Origin of the sequence: Streptomyces sp. A 4/2, assembly GCF_940670765.1 — a bacterium.
Taxonomy (GTDB): domain Bacteria; phylum Actinomycetota; class Actinomycetes; order Streptomycetales; family Streptomycetaceae; genus Streptomyces.
Window position 1 is genome coordinate 166,212 of the sequence record NZ_CALNVW010000043.1, and the last position, 17,070, is coordinate 183,281.

Annotated in this window: 15 protein-coding genes and 2 pseudogenes; 6 read left to right on the plus strand and 11 right to left on the minus strand. The window is 68.4% G+C overall.

What is annotated here, in order from left to right; all coding sequences use genetic code 11:
* Positions 1 to 2: 2 nt before the first annotated feature.
* The 9 genes from NBY69_RS29970 to NBY69_RS30005 form a co-directional block, all read right to left on the minus strand.
* Complete coding sequence (locus tag NBY69_RS29970; RefSeq protein ID WP_250305032.1) at positions 3 to 533, minus strand: hydrogenase maturation protease; 531 nt, start codon at positions 531 to 533, stop codon at positions 3 to 5.
* 7 nt (positions 534 to 540) lie between these two features.
* A complete protein-coding gene (locus NBY69_RS29975; RefSeq protein WP_250305033.1) occupies positions 541 to 753 on the minus strand; it encodes a hypothetical protein in 213 nt (70 codons plus the stop codon).
* A gap of 26 nt (positions 754 to 779) precedes the next feature.
* On the minus strand, positions 780 to 899 hold the full coding sequence (locus tag NBY69_RS37710; protein WP_374211356.1) for a DUF6893 family small protein: 120 nt from the start codon (positions 897 to 899) through the stop codon (positions 780 to 782).
* Positions 896 to 2,308, minus strand: coding sequence for a hypothetical protein (locus tag NBY69_RS29980; protein ID WP_250305034.1), 1,413 nt, complete (start codon positions 2,306 to 2,308; stop codon positions 896 to 898). The genes NBY69_RS37710 and NBY69_RS29980 overlap by 4 nt, the downstream gene beginning before the upstream one ends.
* Positions 2,305 to 2,946, minus strand: a complete 642-nt coding sequence (locus NBY69_RS29985) for a DUF6084 family protein (protein WP_250305035.1) — start codon at positions 2,944 to 2,946, stop codon at positions 2,305 to 2,307. Before NBY69_RS29985 ends, NBY69_RS29980 begins: the two co-directional genes overlap by 4 nt.
* A complete protein-coding gene (locus tag NBY69_RS29990; RefSeq protein ID WP_374211357.1) occupies positions 2,943 to 3,503 on the minus strand; it encodes a DUF5947 family protein in 561 nt (186 codons plus the stop codon). Before NBY69_RS29990 ends, NBY69_RS29985 begins: the two co-directional genes overlap by 4 nt.
* Positions 3,504 to 3,592: 89 nt before the next feature.
* Positions 3,593 to 4,537, minus strand: a complete 945-nt coding sequence (locus NBY69_RS29995) for a NifU family protein (RefSeq protein ID WP_250305037.1) — start codon at positions 4,535 to 4,537, stop codon at positions 3,593 to 3,595.
* Between the two features lies 1 nt (position 4,538).
* Positions 4,539 to 6,332: a nickel-dependent hydrogenase large subunit gene (locus NBY69_RS30000; RefSeq protein WP_250305038.1), complete on the minus strand. Its 1,794-nt coding sequence runs from the start codon at positions 6,330 to 6,332 to the stop codon at positions 4,539 to 4,541.
* Positions 6,333 to 6,379: 47 nt separating this feature from the next.
* Positions 6,380 to 7,435, minus strand: coding sequence for a hydrogenase expression protein HypE (locus tag NBY69_RS30005; RefSeq protein ID WP_250305039.1), 1,056 nt, complete (start codon positions 7,433 to 7,435; stop codon positions 6,380 to 6,382).
* A gap of 261 nt (positions 7,436 to 7,696) precedes the next feature.
* Between NBY69_RS30005 and NBY69_RS30010 the strand changes: the two genes are divergently transcribed.
* Both NBY69_RS30010 and hypB read left to right on the plus strand, forming a co-directional pair.
* Positions 7,697 to 8,026: a hydrogenase maturation nickel metallochaperone HypA gene (locus NBY69_RS30010; protein ID WP_250305040.1), complete on the plus strand. Its 330-nt coding sequence runs from the start codon at positions 7,697 to 7,699 to the stop codon at positions 8,024 to 8,026.
* A 54-nt stretch (positions 8,027 to 8,080) separates the two neighbouring features.
* The gene (gene hypB, locus NBY69_RS30015; RefSeq protein WP_250305041.1) at positions 8,081 to 8,803 is read left to right on the plus strand and encodes a hydrogenase nickel incorporation protein HypB; all 723 of its coding nucleotides are present in this window, start codon (positions 8,081 to 8,083) and stop codon (positions 8,801 to 8,803) included.
* 22 nt (positions 8,804 to 8,825) lie between these two features.
* Here hypB and NBY69_RS30020 read toward each other — a convergent pair whose 3' ends face one another.
* The gene (locus NBY69_RS30020) at positions 8,826 to 10,505 is read right to left on the minus strand and encodes a hydrogenase maturation protein (RefSeq protein ID WP_250305042.1); all 1,680 of its coding nucleotides are present in this window, start codon (positions 10,503 to 10,505) and stop codon (positions 8,826 to 8,828) included.
* A gap of 215 nt (positions 10,506 to 10,720) precedes the next feature.
* On the opposite strand from NBY69_RS30020, the pseudogene NBY69_RS30025 reads away from it, so the two are divergent.
* Positions 10,721 to 11,171 (plus strand): annotated as a pseudogene (locus tag NBY69_RS30025) (transposase family protein); the annotation flags it as partial.
* 485 nt (positions 11,172 to 11,656) lie between these two features.
* Positions 11,657 to 12,259 carry a GNAT family N-acetyltransferase gene (locus tag NBY69_RS30030; protein ID WP_250305043.1) on the plus strand — a complete coding sequence of 201 codons (603 nt, stop codon included), beginning with the start codon at positions 11,657 to 11,659 and terminating at the stop codon, positions 12,257 to 12,259.
* A gap of 610 nt (positions 12,260 to 12,869) precedes the next feature.
* Here the strand turns inward: NBY69_RS30030 and NBY69_RS30035 are convergent.
* Positions 12,870 to 13,775 carry an alpha/beta fold hydrolase gene (locus NBY69_RS30035; protein WP_250305051.1) on the minus strand — a complete coding sequence of 302 codons (906 nt, stop codon included), beginning with the start codon at positions 13,773 to 13,775 and terminating at the stop codon, positions 12,870 to 12,872.
* A gap of 721 nt (positions 13,776 to 14,496) precedes the next feature.
* Between NBY69_RS30035 and NBY69_RS30045 the strand changes: the two are divergent.
* Both NBY69_RS30045 and NBY69_RS30050 read left to right on the plus strand, forming a co-directional pair.
* Positions 14,497 to 14,805: pseudogene (locus NBY69_RS30045) on the plus strand (4a-hydroxytetrahydrobiopterin dehydratase); the annotation flags it as partial.
* 972 nt (positions 14,806 to 15,777) lie between these two features.
* Positions 15,778 to 17,070 (plus strand): alpha/beta fold hydrolase (locus NBY69_RS30050; protein ID WP_250305044.1); only part of this gene is annotated, 1,293 nt, incomplete at its 3' end.

Sequence of the window (17,070 nt, forward strand, 5' to 3'; positions counted from 1 at the left end):
GATCAGGATCTCCTGGGTTCGGCGCTCTTCACGGACGCGGTCGGTACGGCCGTTGCGAGCTGCCGGACCAAGGTGTGCACTGCCTGGATCGCCTCGGGCACCGTGTTGTCGACGGCTTCACTGAGCCCGATGCCCTCCTCGATGTCGGCGGGTGTGCAGCCCACGAGGTAGGTGAGCGGAAGAGTACCGCCCAATTGGTCCAGGTTTGCAAGGACAGCTACCGGATTCATCCCGTGAGCATCGAATTCACCCGTACCGAGGTCCTCCACGCCGATACGGAGCACTGTCAGCTGCCCGGCCGGGCCGCCACCCGGGTATGCGTCGACCAGCACCAACGCGTCGTACCCGTCGAGCAGGTCGTACGCGAGGTGCATGCCGCGGATGCCGTAGTCGACCACCCGGACCTGCGGGGGCATCCCGCCGGAGCGGGCCAGCCGCCGCACGACCTCCGGGCCGAAGCCGTCGTCGCCGAGGAACAGATTGCCGATGCCCGCCACGAGTACCCGGGCGGCCGTGTCCGGTTCGTTCGTCATCCTCGGCTCAACTGCCGCCGGACTGCAGGTGAGGAGAGTCCGGGTCACGGGGCTTCTTCGGCTGTACGGAGGTGTCCGACTGCTCGTCCGAGGTGCCAGGGGTGCGGTCGGCCGGACCGCCCGACGGTTTGTCCGAGCCGGTGTCCCGCGACCCCTTCGGACCCCTTACCTCCTGCGGCTCTTCCTCGACGACGCTGTCCTTCTTCGGCGTGCCCGCCATGGCGTGCTCCTTGTTCACATCGGGATTCACATCGAACGGATTCTCAGGTAGCGGCGGATGTCGGGGATCGACCGGATCCCGACTGCCACGGCGACGACCGCCACAGCCGCCGCCACACCGGCGGTGATCATGCCCAGGCTCTTCACGATCGGTTCTCCTCTCGGTACTGCGCCGTCTCCTCGACGGACAGCGGTGTCAGCTCGTCGGGCGCGAAGTAGAAGTAGCGGCCGTACCAGTCGTGCAGGTCCGACGCCGGGTCGTCGACGAGGACCAGGGCGACGTGCGTACCGCCGTCCACATCCGCGAGAACCGCGGTCACCCGGGCCACCTGGCCGGCGAAGAACAGATCCTGTGCGTCGGCACGCCGGGAGGGGTGCACGCGGACCAGACTGCCCTTGGCCACCCTTACCCCGTCGATCGTCACCGCGTCGCTCCCCGGCTGTACCGAGGCGTCGGCCGCGGGGTCCCACCAGGGAACACCCGCGGTGTCGAAAGGGGCGGGCTCCGCGTCCCGGACGTCGGCCGACGGGCCCACGAGTGCCGCGGAGGCCGCCGGTTCCGGCGGACGGGGTTCGCGCAACAGGCCGTGCAACTGCTGCAGGTCGGCGGGCGACATGCCCTCGCACCGGTCGATGATCTCCCTGGCCCGGGGATCGGTGGCCCGCGCCTCCGCCTTCTCCTCCTCCGTCATGGTCATCACCCGGAGGGTCAGGATCTCGTCGATCTCGGTCGAGTCGAACAGGGCGCCAGGGCTCTGCTCGGCCACCTCCGGATAGTCGTACAGAATGATGGGCGCGCCGAGCACTGTGTCCGTCGCCCCCTTCGCGCCGGCCAGTACGGGCCAGCACCTGCGCTGCCGGCAACGACCGGCGGCGCCCGCCGCTCCGGCGGGCGGTTCGAGCAGTGAGACGAACGCGGCGTTCTGCGCCCGGAGCAGCAGATGCGCGCCGATCAACGAGGCGCGGATCGCGGCGTCCTTGGTGGCCGCCGGCTCCGGGTGCTCGTTGCGCACCGACACCGACAGGCGGACGTAGCCGTCGTCGACGGCGCTCCGGGTCAGGATCCGGAGCGTCAACGGCAGCCGGCGCCGCACGATCCGTCCCACGACCACACCGCGCGCATCGGTGAGAGGTTCCGACTCCTCACCGCCCGGGACCTCATGGACCTCGTCCAACGGCTCGTCCAACGGCTCCGCCACGAGAACGACTTCCTGCTCCACCGCCTCGTCCCAGGTCATCACCGAGACCCCGTCGACGGTGAGCTTCTTCACCGGCGCATGGCTGCCGTCCTCGTCCCTGCGCTGCACCTCGCGGACCTGCAGCTGAAGGAAACGCAGATGGACGGTGACCTGCGCGGGCCCCTCGTGCGGTGCCAGCAGGCACTGCATCTCCAAGTCCGGTTCCTCGCCGAAGCTCGCCGCCGCGGCGTGCGGCGGGCCGAGAACCCCGAACTGCCAACGCGACTGGTTCTTGTGCGAGCTCGCACGGTACGGATAGAGGAGGTACCCCTCGTAAAGCACGGCGTCGGCGATCGAACGCACCTGGTCAAGGCTCACAGGGCCACCTCGTCGCTCTCGGCCAGCAAGGCCTGAACCGTCTCGTCCCAGCTGATCAGCCCGCGCCGGGCCCGGAAGTCCGCGAAGCGCGCCAGCACCTCGTGGTCCAGCCTGATCCAGCCGGTGTTCGGGAAGTGCGACGCCACCATGCGCCGCCACACCTCGACCGGCATCGGGTACCGGGCCTCGCAGTCCCACGGCACGTGCTCCACCCCGAAACCCTTGCTGCCGCGAGTGAAGACCGTGCCGGAGAACATCAGGGCGAGGGGTACCGAACCCTCTCCCAGGGCGTGCAGATAGCGGGAACCGATCACGTCGAAGTCGTACGTGCAGGGCAGGGCGAGGTCGACCTCGGTGGCGCCGCTGAACCCCTGCACCGTGGTGTCGCAACTCATCCACTGGAACGGCTTCAGGGTCTCGGTCCAGCGCTCCCGGCCCCCGAACAGCGCCTGTAGACCGCTCTGTTCGGAGTCGTCGTAGTGGCGTCGCTGCGGCTCGATACGGACCTGGCAGTGCAGTGCGACGGCATGGATGCGGCGGCCCGTCCGCTCCTCGATCCGCAGTCGCGCCGTCAGCTGCGGTACGGCCGCGTACGGCTCGGCGAAGATGTCCAGCACGTCGAACGCGAAGTCGTTCACGGCGCCACGATCCCGGCTGCGGGCCGGCTGCGGTCCGCCACCCGTGTGAAGAAGGCGTCCATCGCGGCATGCGCCTCGGTGCCACCGTCGAATCCGCGCCACAGCGTCCGCAGCTGACCCACCAGTTCGTAGCAGGCGTCGATCGGAACCAGATGGCACGATCCGCCGCTTCCCGCGGAGCGCCGGATCAGCAGCGCCTCCACGTCGGGGCGTAGCTCGGCGAGCTCCGGGCTCGACTCGACGACGGCCTCCCAGGCATCCAGCGGCAGTTCCGACTCGGTGGCCCCGGCGGGGCCGGGGTAGAAGGCGATCGTTCGGTCCTGGACCGAATTGCGGAACAGGAAGGCGAGCCCCACGGGAATCTGCAGCTCGTCCCAGGCACGCCCGTCCACGGTGAGTCCGGTGAAGTGCAGATACCGCTCGGGGACCGCCCGGTAGCGCAGCTGCGCGTCCTCGTCGGTGAACAGCAGATAGCAGGCCCGGCAGCCGCACATCAGGGCACGGCTGTCGAGGTTCACCACGTGGGAATGGCTCACGCCGATCGGTTCCGCACACATCTCGCAACGCTCCCCGGCAACCGGCTGCGGCCGGTTGCGCGTGAGGCGCAGCAGCGCAGCCGCCGGCGAGCCGGAACGGCCGGCCGCGATCACCGCGCCACCGCCGCGGGGACCGAGACAGAGACGGTCGCACCGTCCGAGAGCAGCGGAAGCGGAGCCAGGTGCAAACTGTCGCCGTCGAGGCAGACTCCGGCCCGCCGCACGTCGTAGTGCGCACGGCACCCGGCGCAGCGCAGGATCGCGTCACCGGAGCCACCACCCAGCCGCCGCGCCAGCGCGGCACCCTCGAACGGCCGCTCACAGCGCGCGCACCGGTCCTCGAAGGCGAAGAGATCCGCACCGACCCGGCAGGCCACCACCGGGAGTCTGCCGACGTCCACCCGTGCCACAGCGCCGGACCCCAGCCCGGACAGCTCCGGGACGACTTCCCACGAGGCGCCGTCGTCCTCGGCTGCTCCGACATCTGCGTGCAGCCGGGCGAACAGCGAGTCCACCGGTACGAGTGGCCCCGTCGCAACGGCGTCCCCCTCGGCTGCGGTCTCGACCTCGATCGAGGTGATCTCCGGAGCCGCGGCCTCCACCGCGCCCTGCACGGCCAGTTTGAGCGTGACCGAGGAGGACGGGCAGCCGTCGCAGCTGCCCAGCAGCCGCAGTCGGACGGCGCCCTCGTCGGTGACGGCGAGCAGTTCCACATCACCGCCGTGCGAGCCCAGATACGGCCGGACACTCTCCAGCGCCTGCTCGACCCGGGTCTCCACGCCGTACGGGTGCAGCCCGTGCACCAGCAGGACGGTGGCCACCAGATCGTCGCCGGCCAGCGCGGCGAGGACGTCGTCGTCCAGCCGCCCCTGCTCGTGCACCAGGTCGAGCAGCCTTTCCAGGCCGGCGCCGTAGAAGTCGACGACGAGCCGGACCAGCTCCTCGCTGCGCTCGCGCGCCACCGCTCCGCCCGAGCTGCTGGCGGCGATCAGGGTGTCGATGCGTTCACCGGTCGTCCGCCATTCGGGCGCCGCCGGTGCTGTTTCCTGTGCCATGTCACTCACTGCCCGCGGACTGGGTGGGGGAGTGGAGCAGCTCCAGCTTCTTGCCCTCGCCGAGATACATGTGCACTCCGCAGGGCAGACAGGGGTCGAAGCTGCGCACCGTGCGCATGATGTCGATGCCCTTGAAGTGCTCCCGGTCGTTCTCCTCGAAGATCGGCTGGCCCTGCACGGCGTCCTCGTAGGGACCCGGAGTGCCGTACGTGTCGCGCGGGCTGGCGTTCCACGGGGTGGGCGGATACGGGTGGTAGTTGGCGATCTTGCCGTCCCGGATCACCATGTGGTGCGAGAGGACACCGCGCACCGCCTCGGTGAACCCGCAGCCCACCCCCTCCTCCGGCACCTCGAACTTCTCCCAGGTCTTGGTGTTCCCGGACCGGATCTCCGCGAGCGCCTTCTCCGCGAAGTGGAGCGCGCAGGCGGCCGCGTAGGCCTGGAAGTAGCTGCGCGCCCGGTTGCGCTCGATGGTGTTGCTCCACTTCGGGACGTGCCATTCCAGCTCCACCGGGCCCTTGAGGGCCGTCCGGGGGAGGTTGATCTTGACGCTGTGGCCGGTGGCCTGGATGTAGCCGATGTCGACCAGGCCGGCCAGCGCGGTGGTCCACAGCCGCGCGAGCGGTCCGCCGCCTGTGTCCAGAGCGAGGTAGTCCTTGCCGTCGAACCACCGCGGCGACATGACCCAGCTGTACTTGTCGTCCAGGTCCCGCTTCTGCGGCTGCGGGTTGGTGTGCTGGTTCCACGGGTGGCGCCGGTCGACCGGATTGCCGAGCGGGTCCTCGGTCACGAAGGTCTCCTGCTCGTCCCAGTCGTTGTAGTACGACGAACCGAGCAGGATCCGGATGCCCAGGTTGATCTTCACCAGGTCGGTGGTGACCAGCTTCCCGTCGACGACCACGCCGGGGGTGACGTACATCTTCCGGCCCCAGTCGGTCATGTCCTTGTACTCGAAGTTGCAGTGCTCCGGGTCCTGGAAGGAGCCCCAGCAGCCCAGCAGGATGCGCCGGTTCCCGACCTGCTCGTACCCCGGCAGGGCTTCGTAGAAGAAGTCGAAGAGGTCGTCGTGCATCGGCACGACCTTCTTCATGAACTCGACGTACCGCTGGAGCCGGGTGATGTAGTCCGTCATCAGCTGGATGGTCGCCACGGTTCCGACGCCGCCCGGATAGAGCGTGGAGGGGTGGACGTGTCGGCCTTCCATCAGGCAGAACATCTCCCGGGTCATCCTGCTGACCTGGAGGGCTTCCCGGTAGAACTCGCCGGTGAACGGATTCAACGACCGCATGATGTCGCCGATGGTCTTGTACCCGTGGGCGTCGGCGTGCGGAGACTGAGTGCGGTTGGCCTGTTCCAGGACTCCGGGATTGGTCTCCGCGACCATCTTCTCGCAGTAGTCGACCCCTACCAGGTTCTCCTGGAAGATGTTGTGGTCGAACATGTACTCCGCGGCCTCGCCGAGATTCACGATCCATTCGCCGAGGTGCGGTGGCTTCACTCCGTACGCCATGTTCTGCGCGTAGCAGGAACACGTCGCGTGGTTGTCACCACAGATTCCGCAGATGCGACTCGTGATGAAATGCGCGTCCCGCGGGTCCTTGCCCTTCATGAAGACCGAATAGCCGCGGAAAATGGAGCTGGTGCTGTGACACTCGGCCACCACTTTCTGCTTGAAGTCGATCTTTGTGTAAATGCCCAGACTGCCGACGATCCGGGTGATGGGGTCCCATGCCATTTCGACCAGGTCGTCCTTGCCCCGGCCGCCCCCGGCACCCTTGTGCTGCGTCGCGGTCATGTACGCCGCCTCATCTTTCTGTCCATGTGCGTTGATTGCGCGGTCGCTTACCAGGTGCGTGTGGCGCCGGTCGTGAGATCCCTGCCGGGCTTACGCCATTTCGGTTCGCGGTCGAGGGTGTGGGTGGTGATGTGGCGAAGGCGCCGCATCGTCGACCCGTACGGCCCGACCGCGTTGGTGGAGAGCTTTCCGCCAGGGGGCTCGTCCATGAACGGCATGAACTTGTCCGGGAACCCTGGCATGGTGCAGCCGATGCAGATCCCACCGACATTGGGGCAACCGCCGATGCCGTTCATCCAGCCGCGCTTGGGCACGTTGCACTTGACCGTGGGGCCCCAGCAGCCCAGCTTGACGATGCACTTCGGCGAGCCGTACTCCGTCGCGAAGTCGGCCTGCTCGTAGTATCCGGCCCGGTCACAGCCCTCGTGGACCGTCGACCCGAACAGCCATGTCGGCCGCAGCGCGTCGTCGAGCGGAATCATCGGCGCCTGGTCCGTGGCCATGTAGAGCAGGTAGGTGAGCGTCTCCGACAGGTTGTCCGGCTGGATCGGGCACCCGGGGACGCACACGATCGGGATCCCGGCCTTGGACTTCCAGTCCCAGCCCAGGTAGTCGGGGACCCCCATTGCGCCGGTCGGGTTGCCCGCCATGGCATGGATGCCGCCGTACGTCGCGCAGGTGCCCACCGCGACCACCGCGGTGGCCTTGGGAGCCAGCCGGTCGAGCCACTCGCTGGTGGTCATCGGCTGCCCGGTGGCGGGATCGTTGCCGAATCCGCACCAGTACCCCTCGTCGTGCAACTGCTCGTTCGGGATGGATCCCTCGACGACCAGAACGAACGGTTCCAGCTCTCCGCGGTCGGCCTTGAAGAACCATTCGAGGAAGTCGTCGGCGCCTCCGCTGGGGCCGCACTCGAAATCGATGAGCGGCCAGTGGACGGCGACCTGTGGAAGGCCGGGGAGGGCGCCGAGTGCAATCTCCTCGATGCTCGGCTGAGTGGCAGCCGTCAGCGAAACGGAATCGCCGTCACAGCTGAGTCCTGCATTGATCCACAGGACGTGGATCAGTGTGTCCTCCGCCTTTACCGCTTCCTTTGTCGGCATGGCAGTGCCGCCTTTCAGGATGACGGCCTGACGGCCGTCGGCCCCCACCGATGGGTTCGCGCACATTGGTACCATCAGGCCTCGATCCGAGCGCACCGGCAACACAGGGAATTCCTCGCTCTGCCTGATGTCCGGTGAGCCGAATGACCGCACGCAGTGGACCGGTCGGGTGATCCGGCCGGGGTACCGGTCCGGTCGGTGGGCGGTACGGGCCCGCCGGAGCCCTACGGTCGGAGCCACCCGTGGGAGAACGAGGCACTCGTGCACGAGCTGGCAATCACGCAGAGCGTCGTCGATTCGGTGTGCGAACGCGCCGCGGGGCGTCCGGTCCGTTCCGTCCGCGTCCGCATCGGCGTGCTCACCGCCGTGGTCCCCGACTCGATGCGGTTCTGCTTCGGCCTGGTCACGGAGGGAACAGCCGCCGAGGGGGCGCAGTTGGACATCGACCAGCCGCCCGGGGCCGGCCGCTGCCGTACCTGCGACATCGAATTCACCCTGACCGACCTGATTCTGCTGTGTCCCTGCGGCAGCGCGGATGTGGAGATCACATCGGGACAGGAACTGCAGATCGTTTCCATGAAAGTGGGCTGAGCCATGTGTGGTACCTGCGGCTGTTCCGAGGAATCCGGCGGGACCAGGATCGTGATGCTGCGGGAGGATGATGCACCGGCTCACGGACATCCGCATCCGCACTCACACGACCACGTTCAGCCGAGGGGCGAAGGCGAGACCGTTACCCTTGAGCAGAAGGTACTCGCCAAGAACGACCTCCTCGCGGAGCGCAACCGGAAGTGGATGACCGACCGGGGCGTTGTGGCCGTGAACGTGATGAGTTCACCGGGAGCGGGGAAGACCACGCTGCTCGAACGCACCATCACCGATCTCACCGGCCGTCGTCCGGTGGCCGTCATCGAGGGCGACCAGGAGACCAGGCTCGACGCCGACCGGATCAGGCGTACCGGCTGTGCCGTGGTGCAGGTGAACACCGGGGCGGGGTGCCACCTGGATGCGGAGATGATGCAGGGCGCGCTCACTGCCCTGTCGCCCGCCGAGGGGTCGCTGCTGATGGTCGAGAACGTCGGCAACCTGGTGTGTCCTGCCCTGTTCGATCTGGGGGAGCGCAGCAAGGTCGTGATCATCTCGGTCACCGAGGGCACGGACAAACCGTTGAAGTATCCGTACATGTTCGCCGCCGCCGACCTGATCCTGGTCAACAAGGCCGATCTGCTGCCCTACGTCGACTTCGACGTCGAGCGGTGCGCGCGGCACGCGCGCTCGGTGAACCCGGACGTGCGCGTGCTGACGGTCTCGGCGACCACTGGGGAAGGCCTGGAACACTGGTACGACTGGGTGGCGGAGCAACGGTAGCCGCTCCGCCATCGGGCCGCGGTCAGCCCCGGGAAAGTGGGGAGCGCTGGGCCGCGGCACCGGACGCGGGGCGTTCCTTGCGTACGAAGGCTCTGCGCAGCCCGTGGTACGGATGGTGCGGGTCCGCGAAGATGCGCTGCATCCGGATGAGTTCGGCCTCGCGGAACGCAGCCAGGTCGGCTCGGTCCCGCTCGGCCTTCTTGGCGTTGATACGGGATCGTGTCGCGGGCAGCGCGGCCAGGCGGGACGCCAGGGCCCCGACCTCGGAGTCGAACGACCGGGGGGCGCATGCGATCACTCTGTCGATCAGACCGAGACGATGGGCCGCCGCAGAACTGACCGGCAGGGCGTCCTGCACGAGCCGGTCGGCCGCCGCCGCGCCCACGCGCCGCGGGAGCGTATACGTCCAGTACTCCGATCCGTACAGCCCCATCAGGCGATAGTGCGGATTGAGTACCGCGCCTGCCCTGCACCACACCTCGTCGGCGGCGAGAGCCAGCATCACCCCGCCCGCCGCGGCGTTTCCGGCCATGGCGGAGACGACGAGGCGGTCCGTGGTGGTCAGAACCGCTTCCACCAGGTCGTCCATGGCGTTGATGTTGGCCCAGGACTCCGCGCCAGGATCGGCCGATGCCTCGATCACGTTGAGGTGGATGCCATTGGAGAAGAAGTCCCGGCCGCCGCCGATGACCAGCACCGAGGTAGGCCTGGAACAGGCGAACCGGTAGGCGTGCAGCAGGCGTTGGCACTGCTCCGTACTCATCGCGCCGCCGCGGAAGGAGAAGGACAGGAAGCCGGTCCCGGCCTCCTCCCGGTAGCTGATCTCGGACCAGGTGTCGTCGTGCCCGGTCCTGTGCAGCGGAGCCGGCCTCTCCGGCACGGCGGACAGCCGCCCGGCCAGCGCCGAGGTGGCGGGGAGCTTGAAGGTGGCGGGACCGCCCGGAGCCCGCCGGGGCCGCAGCTCGGGGATCCACACCGCGCCGTCGGTGGTTGCCCGGCAGATCGCGCCGTCCCGGGTGGCCACCAGTGCCCCCGGCCGTCCGCCGAGCCGGGGCTCGGGATGCCCGCCATGCAGGAACCACTCCCCGCCCAGCAGTTCATCGAGCACGCCGGGCTGGGAGTCCGCCGCCCTGAGTTTGCGGACCACCGTTGCCGTGGAGTCCGACTGCCAGTCGATGCGGCGCAGCGACTGACGGAAAAGGGGGCGGCAGCCGGCGCCCGGGGTCTGCGGAGTCGGAGTGTACGTCCCGGACGCGAAGCGCCCGACCGCCAGGAGTACGGCCTCCACGGCGGCGTCCGAGATCTCGTTGCGGTACAGGTCGCTCTTGCCCACCGGGGGCAGCGAGCAGGACGCCGACGCCCATACGTCGCCCGCGTCCATCTCCGCATTCGCCTGCAGGACGGTGACGCCCCAGTTGTCCGCTCCCTCGTGGACGGCCCAGTCGAGGGAAGAGGGCCCGCGGTCGCCGACCGGGCCCGGATGGACGATGAGACAGGTGTGGACCGACCACACGTCGTCCGGAATCGCGGATTTGAGATACGGGGCCACGACGAGGTCCGGGCGCTCCTGGCGCACGGCCTCCCTGACGGGGCCGTCCTCGTGCACGAGTTGCACGGCCAGGGAGTGCCCGCGGTCCCGGAGCTCGGCCTGAACACGTTGGGTGAGGCTGTTGAAGGCGCTCGCGAGAAGCAGAATATGCACGGCGATCTCTTCCGGTGGCTGCGGTCGTTCCGGGTCGAGCGTGAGCGTGGCCCCTTGCTCACCGAGACGGACTCGGCCGGAACTCGCGGTGAGTTCACTCGAAAGTGCACTCACGGGTCTGTCAAACGAGCGGCACTGGCCCGTAATCGGTGGTGGCGAAGGGTGACGGTTGTCGTTGGCATGGTCTGCGCGATGTCAATGAGCTTGTGACGGTGGTGTTTTCAGGATTGTCGGCCTTGACCATCGAGGGGGTGACGGGCGAGGGCGAGTTCATCCGGGTGTCGGCGCGGACCCGGGACAGATCGGGTGCCGTGCCCCGCGTGCGGGACGCGAACAGCGCGGGTGCACGGATTTCATGGGCGGGTGCTCGTGGACGTTCCGGTGGACGGACGGCGGATCGTCGTCTCGGTGCGGGTCCGCCGCCTGGTGTGCCCGGTACTCGACTGCCCGCGGCAGCCGTTCCGCGAGCAGGTTTCCGGCGCCGTGGAGCGCTACCAGCGCCGCACCAACCGCCTGACCAACCAACTGAACTCCGTGGTCAAGGAGTTAGCGGGCCGGGCGGGTGCCCGCCTCTGCCGCGCTCTGGCCTGCGCGATCTCCCGCTCGACCGCCCTGCGCATGCTCATGCGCCAGATGGTGACGCCGCTGCGCGTCCCGCGCGTACTCGCCTCCGTCACCTTCCTCACCAGTACCGACCTGCGCATGGGGGGCATGATCGACCCTCGGCAACTTGCCACCGCGATATGGCCGTTGGATGAGATTGCCGTCGGCCACGAGCGTCTCACCACCTTCGCGACGACCTGCGCCGACCGACTCGCTCGTGGATCGGACCTGCCCGGGGTCGAGCGGCTCACCCTGGCCGTGGAACTTGCTGCGGAGTTCAGCCGGGCCATGACCCCCGACCCGCTACGGCTCCCGGAGCTGCTGCCCGCCCCTGGCCCGGCAATCGTGCCCGCCGGCTCCTTCCCTCCCCATCGGTGCACACTTCTTGCTCGCTGGGTGGAGGAATGCGGGAGGTGCCCGTCTGCTTCGGGGTGTGACCGGCTGTTCGCCGTCTGTGGTTTTGGGGTGCCGGTAGGAACCGCGTCACGTTCCCCTGGTCAAAACGCGTTGGCGAGGGATTCACCCGGTGTCAGGATGGCTTGGTGAACATGGCACAGAACCAAAGGGCCCCTGTCGTACGTACCATCACCGACGCCGACATTCCCACCGCGGTCGATACCCTCGCCCGCGCCTTCGCCGACTACCCCTACACGCGGCACGTGATCGCAGCGGACGATCACGAGGGGCGGATCCGGCGGTCCCAGGAGCTGTGCCTGACCCGCATCGGCATGGTGTACGGCCGGGTCTGGGTCGCCGACGAAGGCCGCGCCGTGGCTGTCTGGGCCGTTCCCGGCCAGGATCCCTCGCCCGCCTTCGCCGAAGTCGGGCCGATCCTGGGCGAACTCAGCGGCGACCGGGCCGCCGTGTCCGCGTCCGCGGACACGGCCCTTGCCCCGTACCGGCCCCAGGAGCCGGGATGGTTCCTGGAAACCGTGGGAACCGCCCCCGAGTCCCAGGGGCAGGGCCTCGGCAGTGCGGTGCTGATTCCCGGCGTCCAGGAGGCCGAGCGCGCTGGGTATCCAGCGTTTCTGGAGACCTCCAGCAAGGCGAACGTGCGATTCTACGAGCGCCTCGGCTTCAAGGTCACAGCCGATGTCCAGCTCCCCGACAACGGCCCCCGCACATGGTGCATGCGCAGGGACCCGCGCTGAGAACCCGCAGTGTCACCTTCGACGGAGGCGTGCTCAGACCCCTCGTCCTCGTACAACTCCGGCGCATCCGGGGCGCGCAAGGGGCGCAGTCCGCCGCCGGACCGCCGTCGGCGGGGGTGGAGGCGGCGAAGCAGTAGTGGCCGAGCAGCTGAGACCCTTGTGCTTGAGCGGGGACAGGCGGGCGACGTCCTCGTCGCGGATCCCGTCATTCATGAGAATCACAGCGCGTGATGGCAGTGACGCAGAGCTACTCGACACTTGTCGGCAGCTTCGGGGAAGCACCCCGGGTTCACCTTTGCCGCCAACGTGATCATTCTGCTCCAGTGGCCAGCCCTGGACAGCCCGTTCACAGGCACGGAAAAGGCACCTGCGAGTGCCTCAGCCGACATGCTGCAATGAATCCTCATGAAGGCACATCTCCCGTCGATCAATGGATCCGGCCTTCTGCTCGCGATGGAGCAGAACCTCGCCAAGCACACCTGCCACCTGCACCGAAACCTGGAAGGGATCGCCCCCACTCCCCGGCCCGCTCGGCCACGACCTGTCCGGCTTCCGGCGCTCCCGGGCAGAGACACTCTTGACCTGCGACTTCTTCGAGCGCCCGATCCCCCTACCCTGCGAGCGTGTCCAGGATTTCTGCGACCGGGACGGGATCCAGAGGGCCGACGTGTGACGCCCCGGGAAAATCGTGCACGCGGAAGCTGTTGCCGGGCGTGAACGCGTCGGCTTCCGCGATCATTCTGTCCTGGAGCGCGGTGGCGATCGTCCGGTCCCTGCCGAAACGCAGGTAGGTGCGGGGAATGCGTCCCCAGCTACCAGCCCGGCCGACCGCTCGGCCCGCGTAAGCGGCGACGGGCTCGTCGGTCTGCATGCCGGCCAGTATCCGGCGGAATTCGGCGTCGGGGTAGTCCGCGCAGATCATCTCCTTCAGGAGGGCCAGCTCACGGCCGTCACCTGTCCGGAAGTTCAGTCGTAGTACACCGAGCCGGTCCGGGTCACCCACCGTCAGCTCGACCGGGCTGACAGCGTTCGCGTTCTCGGGTGCCGCCGTGCAGGCGTCCGCTGTGGGCAGGACACGGCTGGGACAGAAGGCCGCCATGTAGCAAATGTGGTGCAGCAGATGCGGGACGGCATCGCCGACACGGCTGACCGATACGCCACCCAGGCTGTGCCCGACCAGCACCACCGGGCCGTTCCGTGCCGCCCGCCGCACGATGCCCGTGACACGCGCCTCATAGTCCTCCAGCCCGAGGCCTTTCAGCGGGGAAAGCTCGGCTGCCATCGCTTCGAGGTCCTGCCGCTGATACGACTCCGGCACGAAAGCCTCGGCGCCATGCCGCGGCTGGTCCACCATGACGACGCGGTGACCGCGCAGTGTCAGCTCACGCGCGATCGGCATCCAGAACGCGCCGGCGCTGTGGGTACCGTGCACCAGCACGTAGGTGGTGAGCCCGCGGCGCGGGTCCGCTGCGGCCGTCGAGGTTCCCAGCCCGGTGGCCAGTGCCGCGCCCCCCACCGCGAGTCCCAGCCCGCGCAATGCTGTCCGCCGGGTGGCACCTGTTCGTTCTTCGCTCGTCGCATTCGTCATGAGCACGACGCTATGAAAGGCCCGCTCGGCCTGCCAGCGGTCCAGCACCACCACAGGGGTGGACCCAACACCACCTTCCAGTGCAGCCGTTCCGCGCGGTCTGGAAGCGTGGGAAATCCGTGATCACGGACAGAAGGCCATCTTCGTTTCGGCATCGCGCCAGGCAACGGCGAGCTATCCGGACCCCAGGTGACGACCACCTCAGAGGGGCGACTTTGTGTCAACGGCCATGGAGATGCCCAGGTGGCGTTCGGTGTCCAGGCTGGTGGCCAGCAGAAACCCAGGCATGTGGTCAGTGGTGTTCCTGGGGGCGGGGCTCAGTGCGACCTCCACGCCCTCCGACAGCTCTTCAGGACTACTTGGACCAGCCGGTGTTCTCTGGTCTCAAGTCCTTGACGCGGTGCCTGAGACGGCCCGACGTGACCGCGGGGTCTATCTGGCCCGTCACACGACTGCGGCAGCGGTGGCAGGGGAGCCGGACCAGGCGGTGGAGATTGCCCGGACAGCGGCAACCATCGCGGTCGAGACCAGGCCGGTGCGCATGCGCCGGGAGTTGGCCACTCTGGAGAGAAATCCGGCCGCGGCACGATGCCCCGATCGGCCGGGACCTCGATGAGGTTCTGGCCCCGCTGACCGAGAGGGGATAGACGTGGCGCAGGGGCTGGTTCCGCTCACGGATGAGGAGATCGCCGAGCGGTTGGAAGGGCTCCCGGGGTGGGCACACGTAGGAGACGAGATCACGCGCACATACGCCGTGAGGCACCACGCTGGTGTTGCCGTGATCGTGCACGTCGCGGACCGTGAACGCAGGATCGGGCACCACGCCGACAGCGACCTGCGTATCGACAGCATTCGGCTCGGCCTCACGACGCACGACGTGGGACGTCAGCTCACCGCGGCCGACTTCGATCTCGCCGCGCGGGTGGACGCGATCGTCGCCGCACACGAGGAGACCCCCCCTCGACTGATCGCGAACTGCAGCGCCCTGATCGGTACCCGATGCCCATCAGCTCTGTGCGGTCCGCGTCGTGGTTGGGCGGCCGGGAACGGCTGGGGTCACCGTTCCCGAATATGCCACCACCACCAGCGCCCGGCTGTCCATTCGCCCGCCCAGCCCGGGTCCGGGAGGGTGCGACGCTCGAATTCGATGTCTATTTGCTCCACCAGTCGTCCCAGGTCGGCTCGGGCTCCTGCGGGGAGGCGTCTCAGGGCGTCTTCCAGATCGTCTCGGCCATCTTCGATCTCGATGCCAGGACTCTCGCCAGGCCCGGTCAGATATCGTCCTGGCTGTCTGAAGGCCCACTCGAATCGGCTGAGAGCGTTGGCGATGGCGTTCGGCCACATGAACTCGGCTTCAACCCGGCGGATCGCTGCCCGGGTCCGGGCGGATACGCCTGGGATCCGGTGTACTAGCACGTGTTTTTGGGGCCGCCACCGCTCAGCGCGGACAGCGCTTGGGCGCCTACGCGGCATTGCCCTTTCGGATCAGCATCATGCGGGGATTCTGCCACGGCCACCGCCCTCGGGGTCCCGCAGGGGAAGGCCCCGCCTCTCCGCGGGTATCTCTGGATTGAAGGCGACTCATCGACATGCAAAGTCTGGAGGAGGACAGACAAAACGGCGTGCCGGAGCGCTTCGCCTCCGGGCTGGCCTTTGGTGAAAGACCACGCCAGGCGCACGGGATGCCTGGGATGGGGCGCGGACGAAACAGCGCACTGATGGACCTCGCAGCACAGATGCCTCCCGCCGTCCTCAGCGAGGTCCTCGGGGTCTCCATCGGAGCGGCCGCTGGCTGGGCCGTCGTTGCAGGAGGCCCCCGCGCGCAGTACGCCGCCGATCTCAGCCGCCGCTCGAAGAGCGGAGACCAGGGTCGGATGCCGGCGGTGACACTCTCGAAAGACGGAGGCCACGGCGTGAGTGAATAGGGGACATGCTCTTCGACTTCACGCACGACCACGACGGTGAACGGCTCAGAGGTGTGTACGGCGGTGATCCTTCCGGGGTCACCGCCGTGGTGCTGCATGGCGCAGGCACCAGCAGCACGGAGCGACTGCTGCCGCTGGTACGGGAGTTCGTGGCCCAAGGCTGTCGAGGAATCGCCTTCGACTTCTCCGGGCACGGCGAAAGCACCGGCAAACTGAGCGAGTTAAGCCTGCTGCGACGGTTCGAGCAGGCCGTCGCGGTGATCGACGCGTACGCGGGGGCGGATGGGCCGCTGGTCCTGGTGGGGTTCAGCATGAGCGGGCAGACAGTGGCGGACCTCGTTCGGTACTACGGGGATCGGGTGGCGGCGCTGGGGCTGTGCGCGCCCGCCGTGTATACGGCCGAGGTGTGGGATGTGCCCTTTGGAAACGGGAACGGCAGGTTCAGCAGTATTATCCGGCGGCCGGACAGCTGGCGGGAGGCACCCGCGCTTCAGGTGCTGCAGGCGTACGAGGGACGGGCTGTGCTCGCCGTGCCGGGCACCGACGCGGTGATCCCGCCCGCGGTGACCGAGTCCGTACAGGACGCGCTGACCGCGCGCGCCCAGTACACGCGGTTCGACCTTCCGGACGCACAGCACCAGCTGGGAATGTGGTTCCGCGACCACGGCGACGACCGGCGGGACTTCGTGGAGGCCGTGCTGACCGGCCTCGACGACCGTGGCTGGACGGCCACCCGCGAGTGGGTGGCCAAGCAGCTCGTCGACGGCCGCTCGGTCACCGACTTGCGCCTCCTGTCCGGTGGCTGGAGCTCCCAGATGCGCCGACTCACGCTCGACGACGCCACGGACCTTGTGCAACGGACCTTTGTGAAGCCTTTCTTCCGCCACGCAGGGCCCGGTCTGCTGGCCCGCGAGGCGTCCGTCCTGGCGCTGCTCGCCGGGCAGGAAGGCATCCCGGCGCCCGAGTTCGTAGCCGTGGATGCCACGGCCGAACACTGCGACCACCCGACCCTGTTGATGTCCGCGCTGCCGGGTCGCGTCCGTGTGGACGAGGACGACCTCGACCGGCGTCTGGACCTGCTCGCAGCCCAGCTCGTCCGCGTCCACGGCGTCGTACCGGCCGAAAGACCGCGCACGTACCAGGCGTGGACGTCCCCGGAGCGTGTCCGGTCCCCGGACGGCCACCTGTGGGAGCGTGCCGTGGACGTGATCCGCCGCGATCCGCCGCCGTACGAAGGCTGCTTTCTGCACCGCGACTTCCATCCCGGGAATGTGCTCTTCACGGGAGCCGGGCCCAAA

Excerpts from the sequence above, each read along its gene's own strand:
- NBY69_RS29970 (WP_250305032.1), bottom strand. The coding sequence starts at position 533 with ATGACGAACGAACCGGACACGGCCGCCCGGGTACTCGTGGCGGGCATC.
- NBY69_RS29975 (WP_250305033.1), bottom strand. The coding sequence starts at position 753 with ATGGCGGGCACGCCGAAGAAGGACAGCGTCGTCGAGGAAGAGCCGCAG.
- NBY69_RS29990 (WP_374211357.1), bottom strand. The coding sequence starts at position 3,503 with ATGTGTGCGGAACCGATCGGCGTGAGCCATTCCCACGTGGTGAACCTC.
- NBY69_RS29995 (WP_250305037.1), bottom strand. The coding sequence starts at position 4,537 with ATGGCACAGGAAACAGCACCGGCGGCGCCCGAATGGCGGACGACCGGT.
- NBY69_RS30000 (WP_250305038.1), bottom strand. The coding sequence starts at position 6,332 with ATGACCGCGACGCAGCACAAGGGTGCCGGGGGCGGCCGGGGCAAGGAC.
- NBY69_RS30005 (WP_250305039.1), bottom strand. The coding sequence starts at position 7,435 with ATGCCGACAAAGGAAGCGGTAAAGGCGGAGGACACACTGATCCACGTC.
- hypB (WP_250305041.1), top strand. The coding sequence starts at position 8,081 with ATGCTGCGGGAGGATGATGCACCGGCTCACGGACATCCGCATCCGCAC.
- NBY69_RS30030 (WP_250305043.1), top strand. The coding sequence starts at position 11,657 with ATGGCACAGAACCAAAGGGCCCCTGTCGTACGTACCATCACCGACGCC.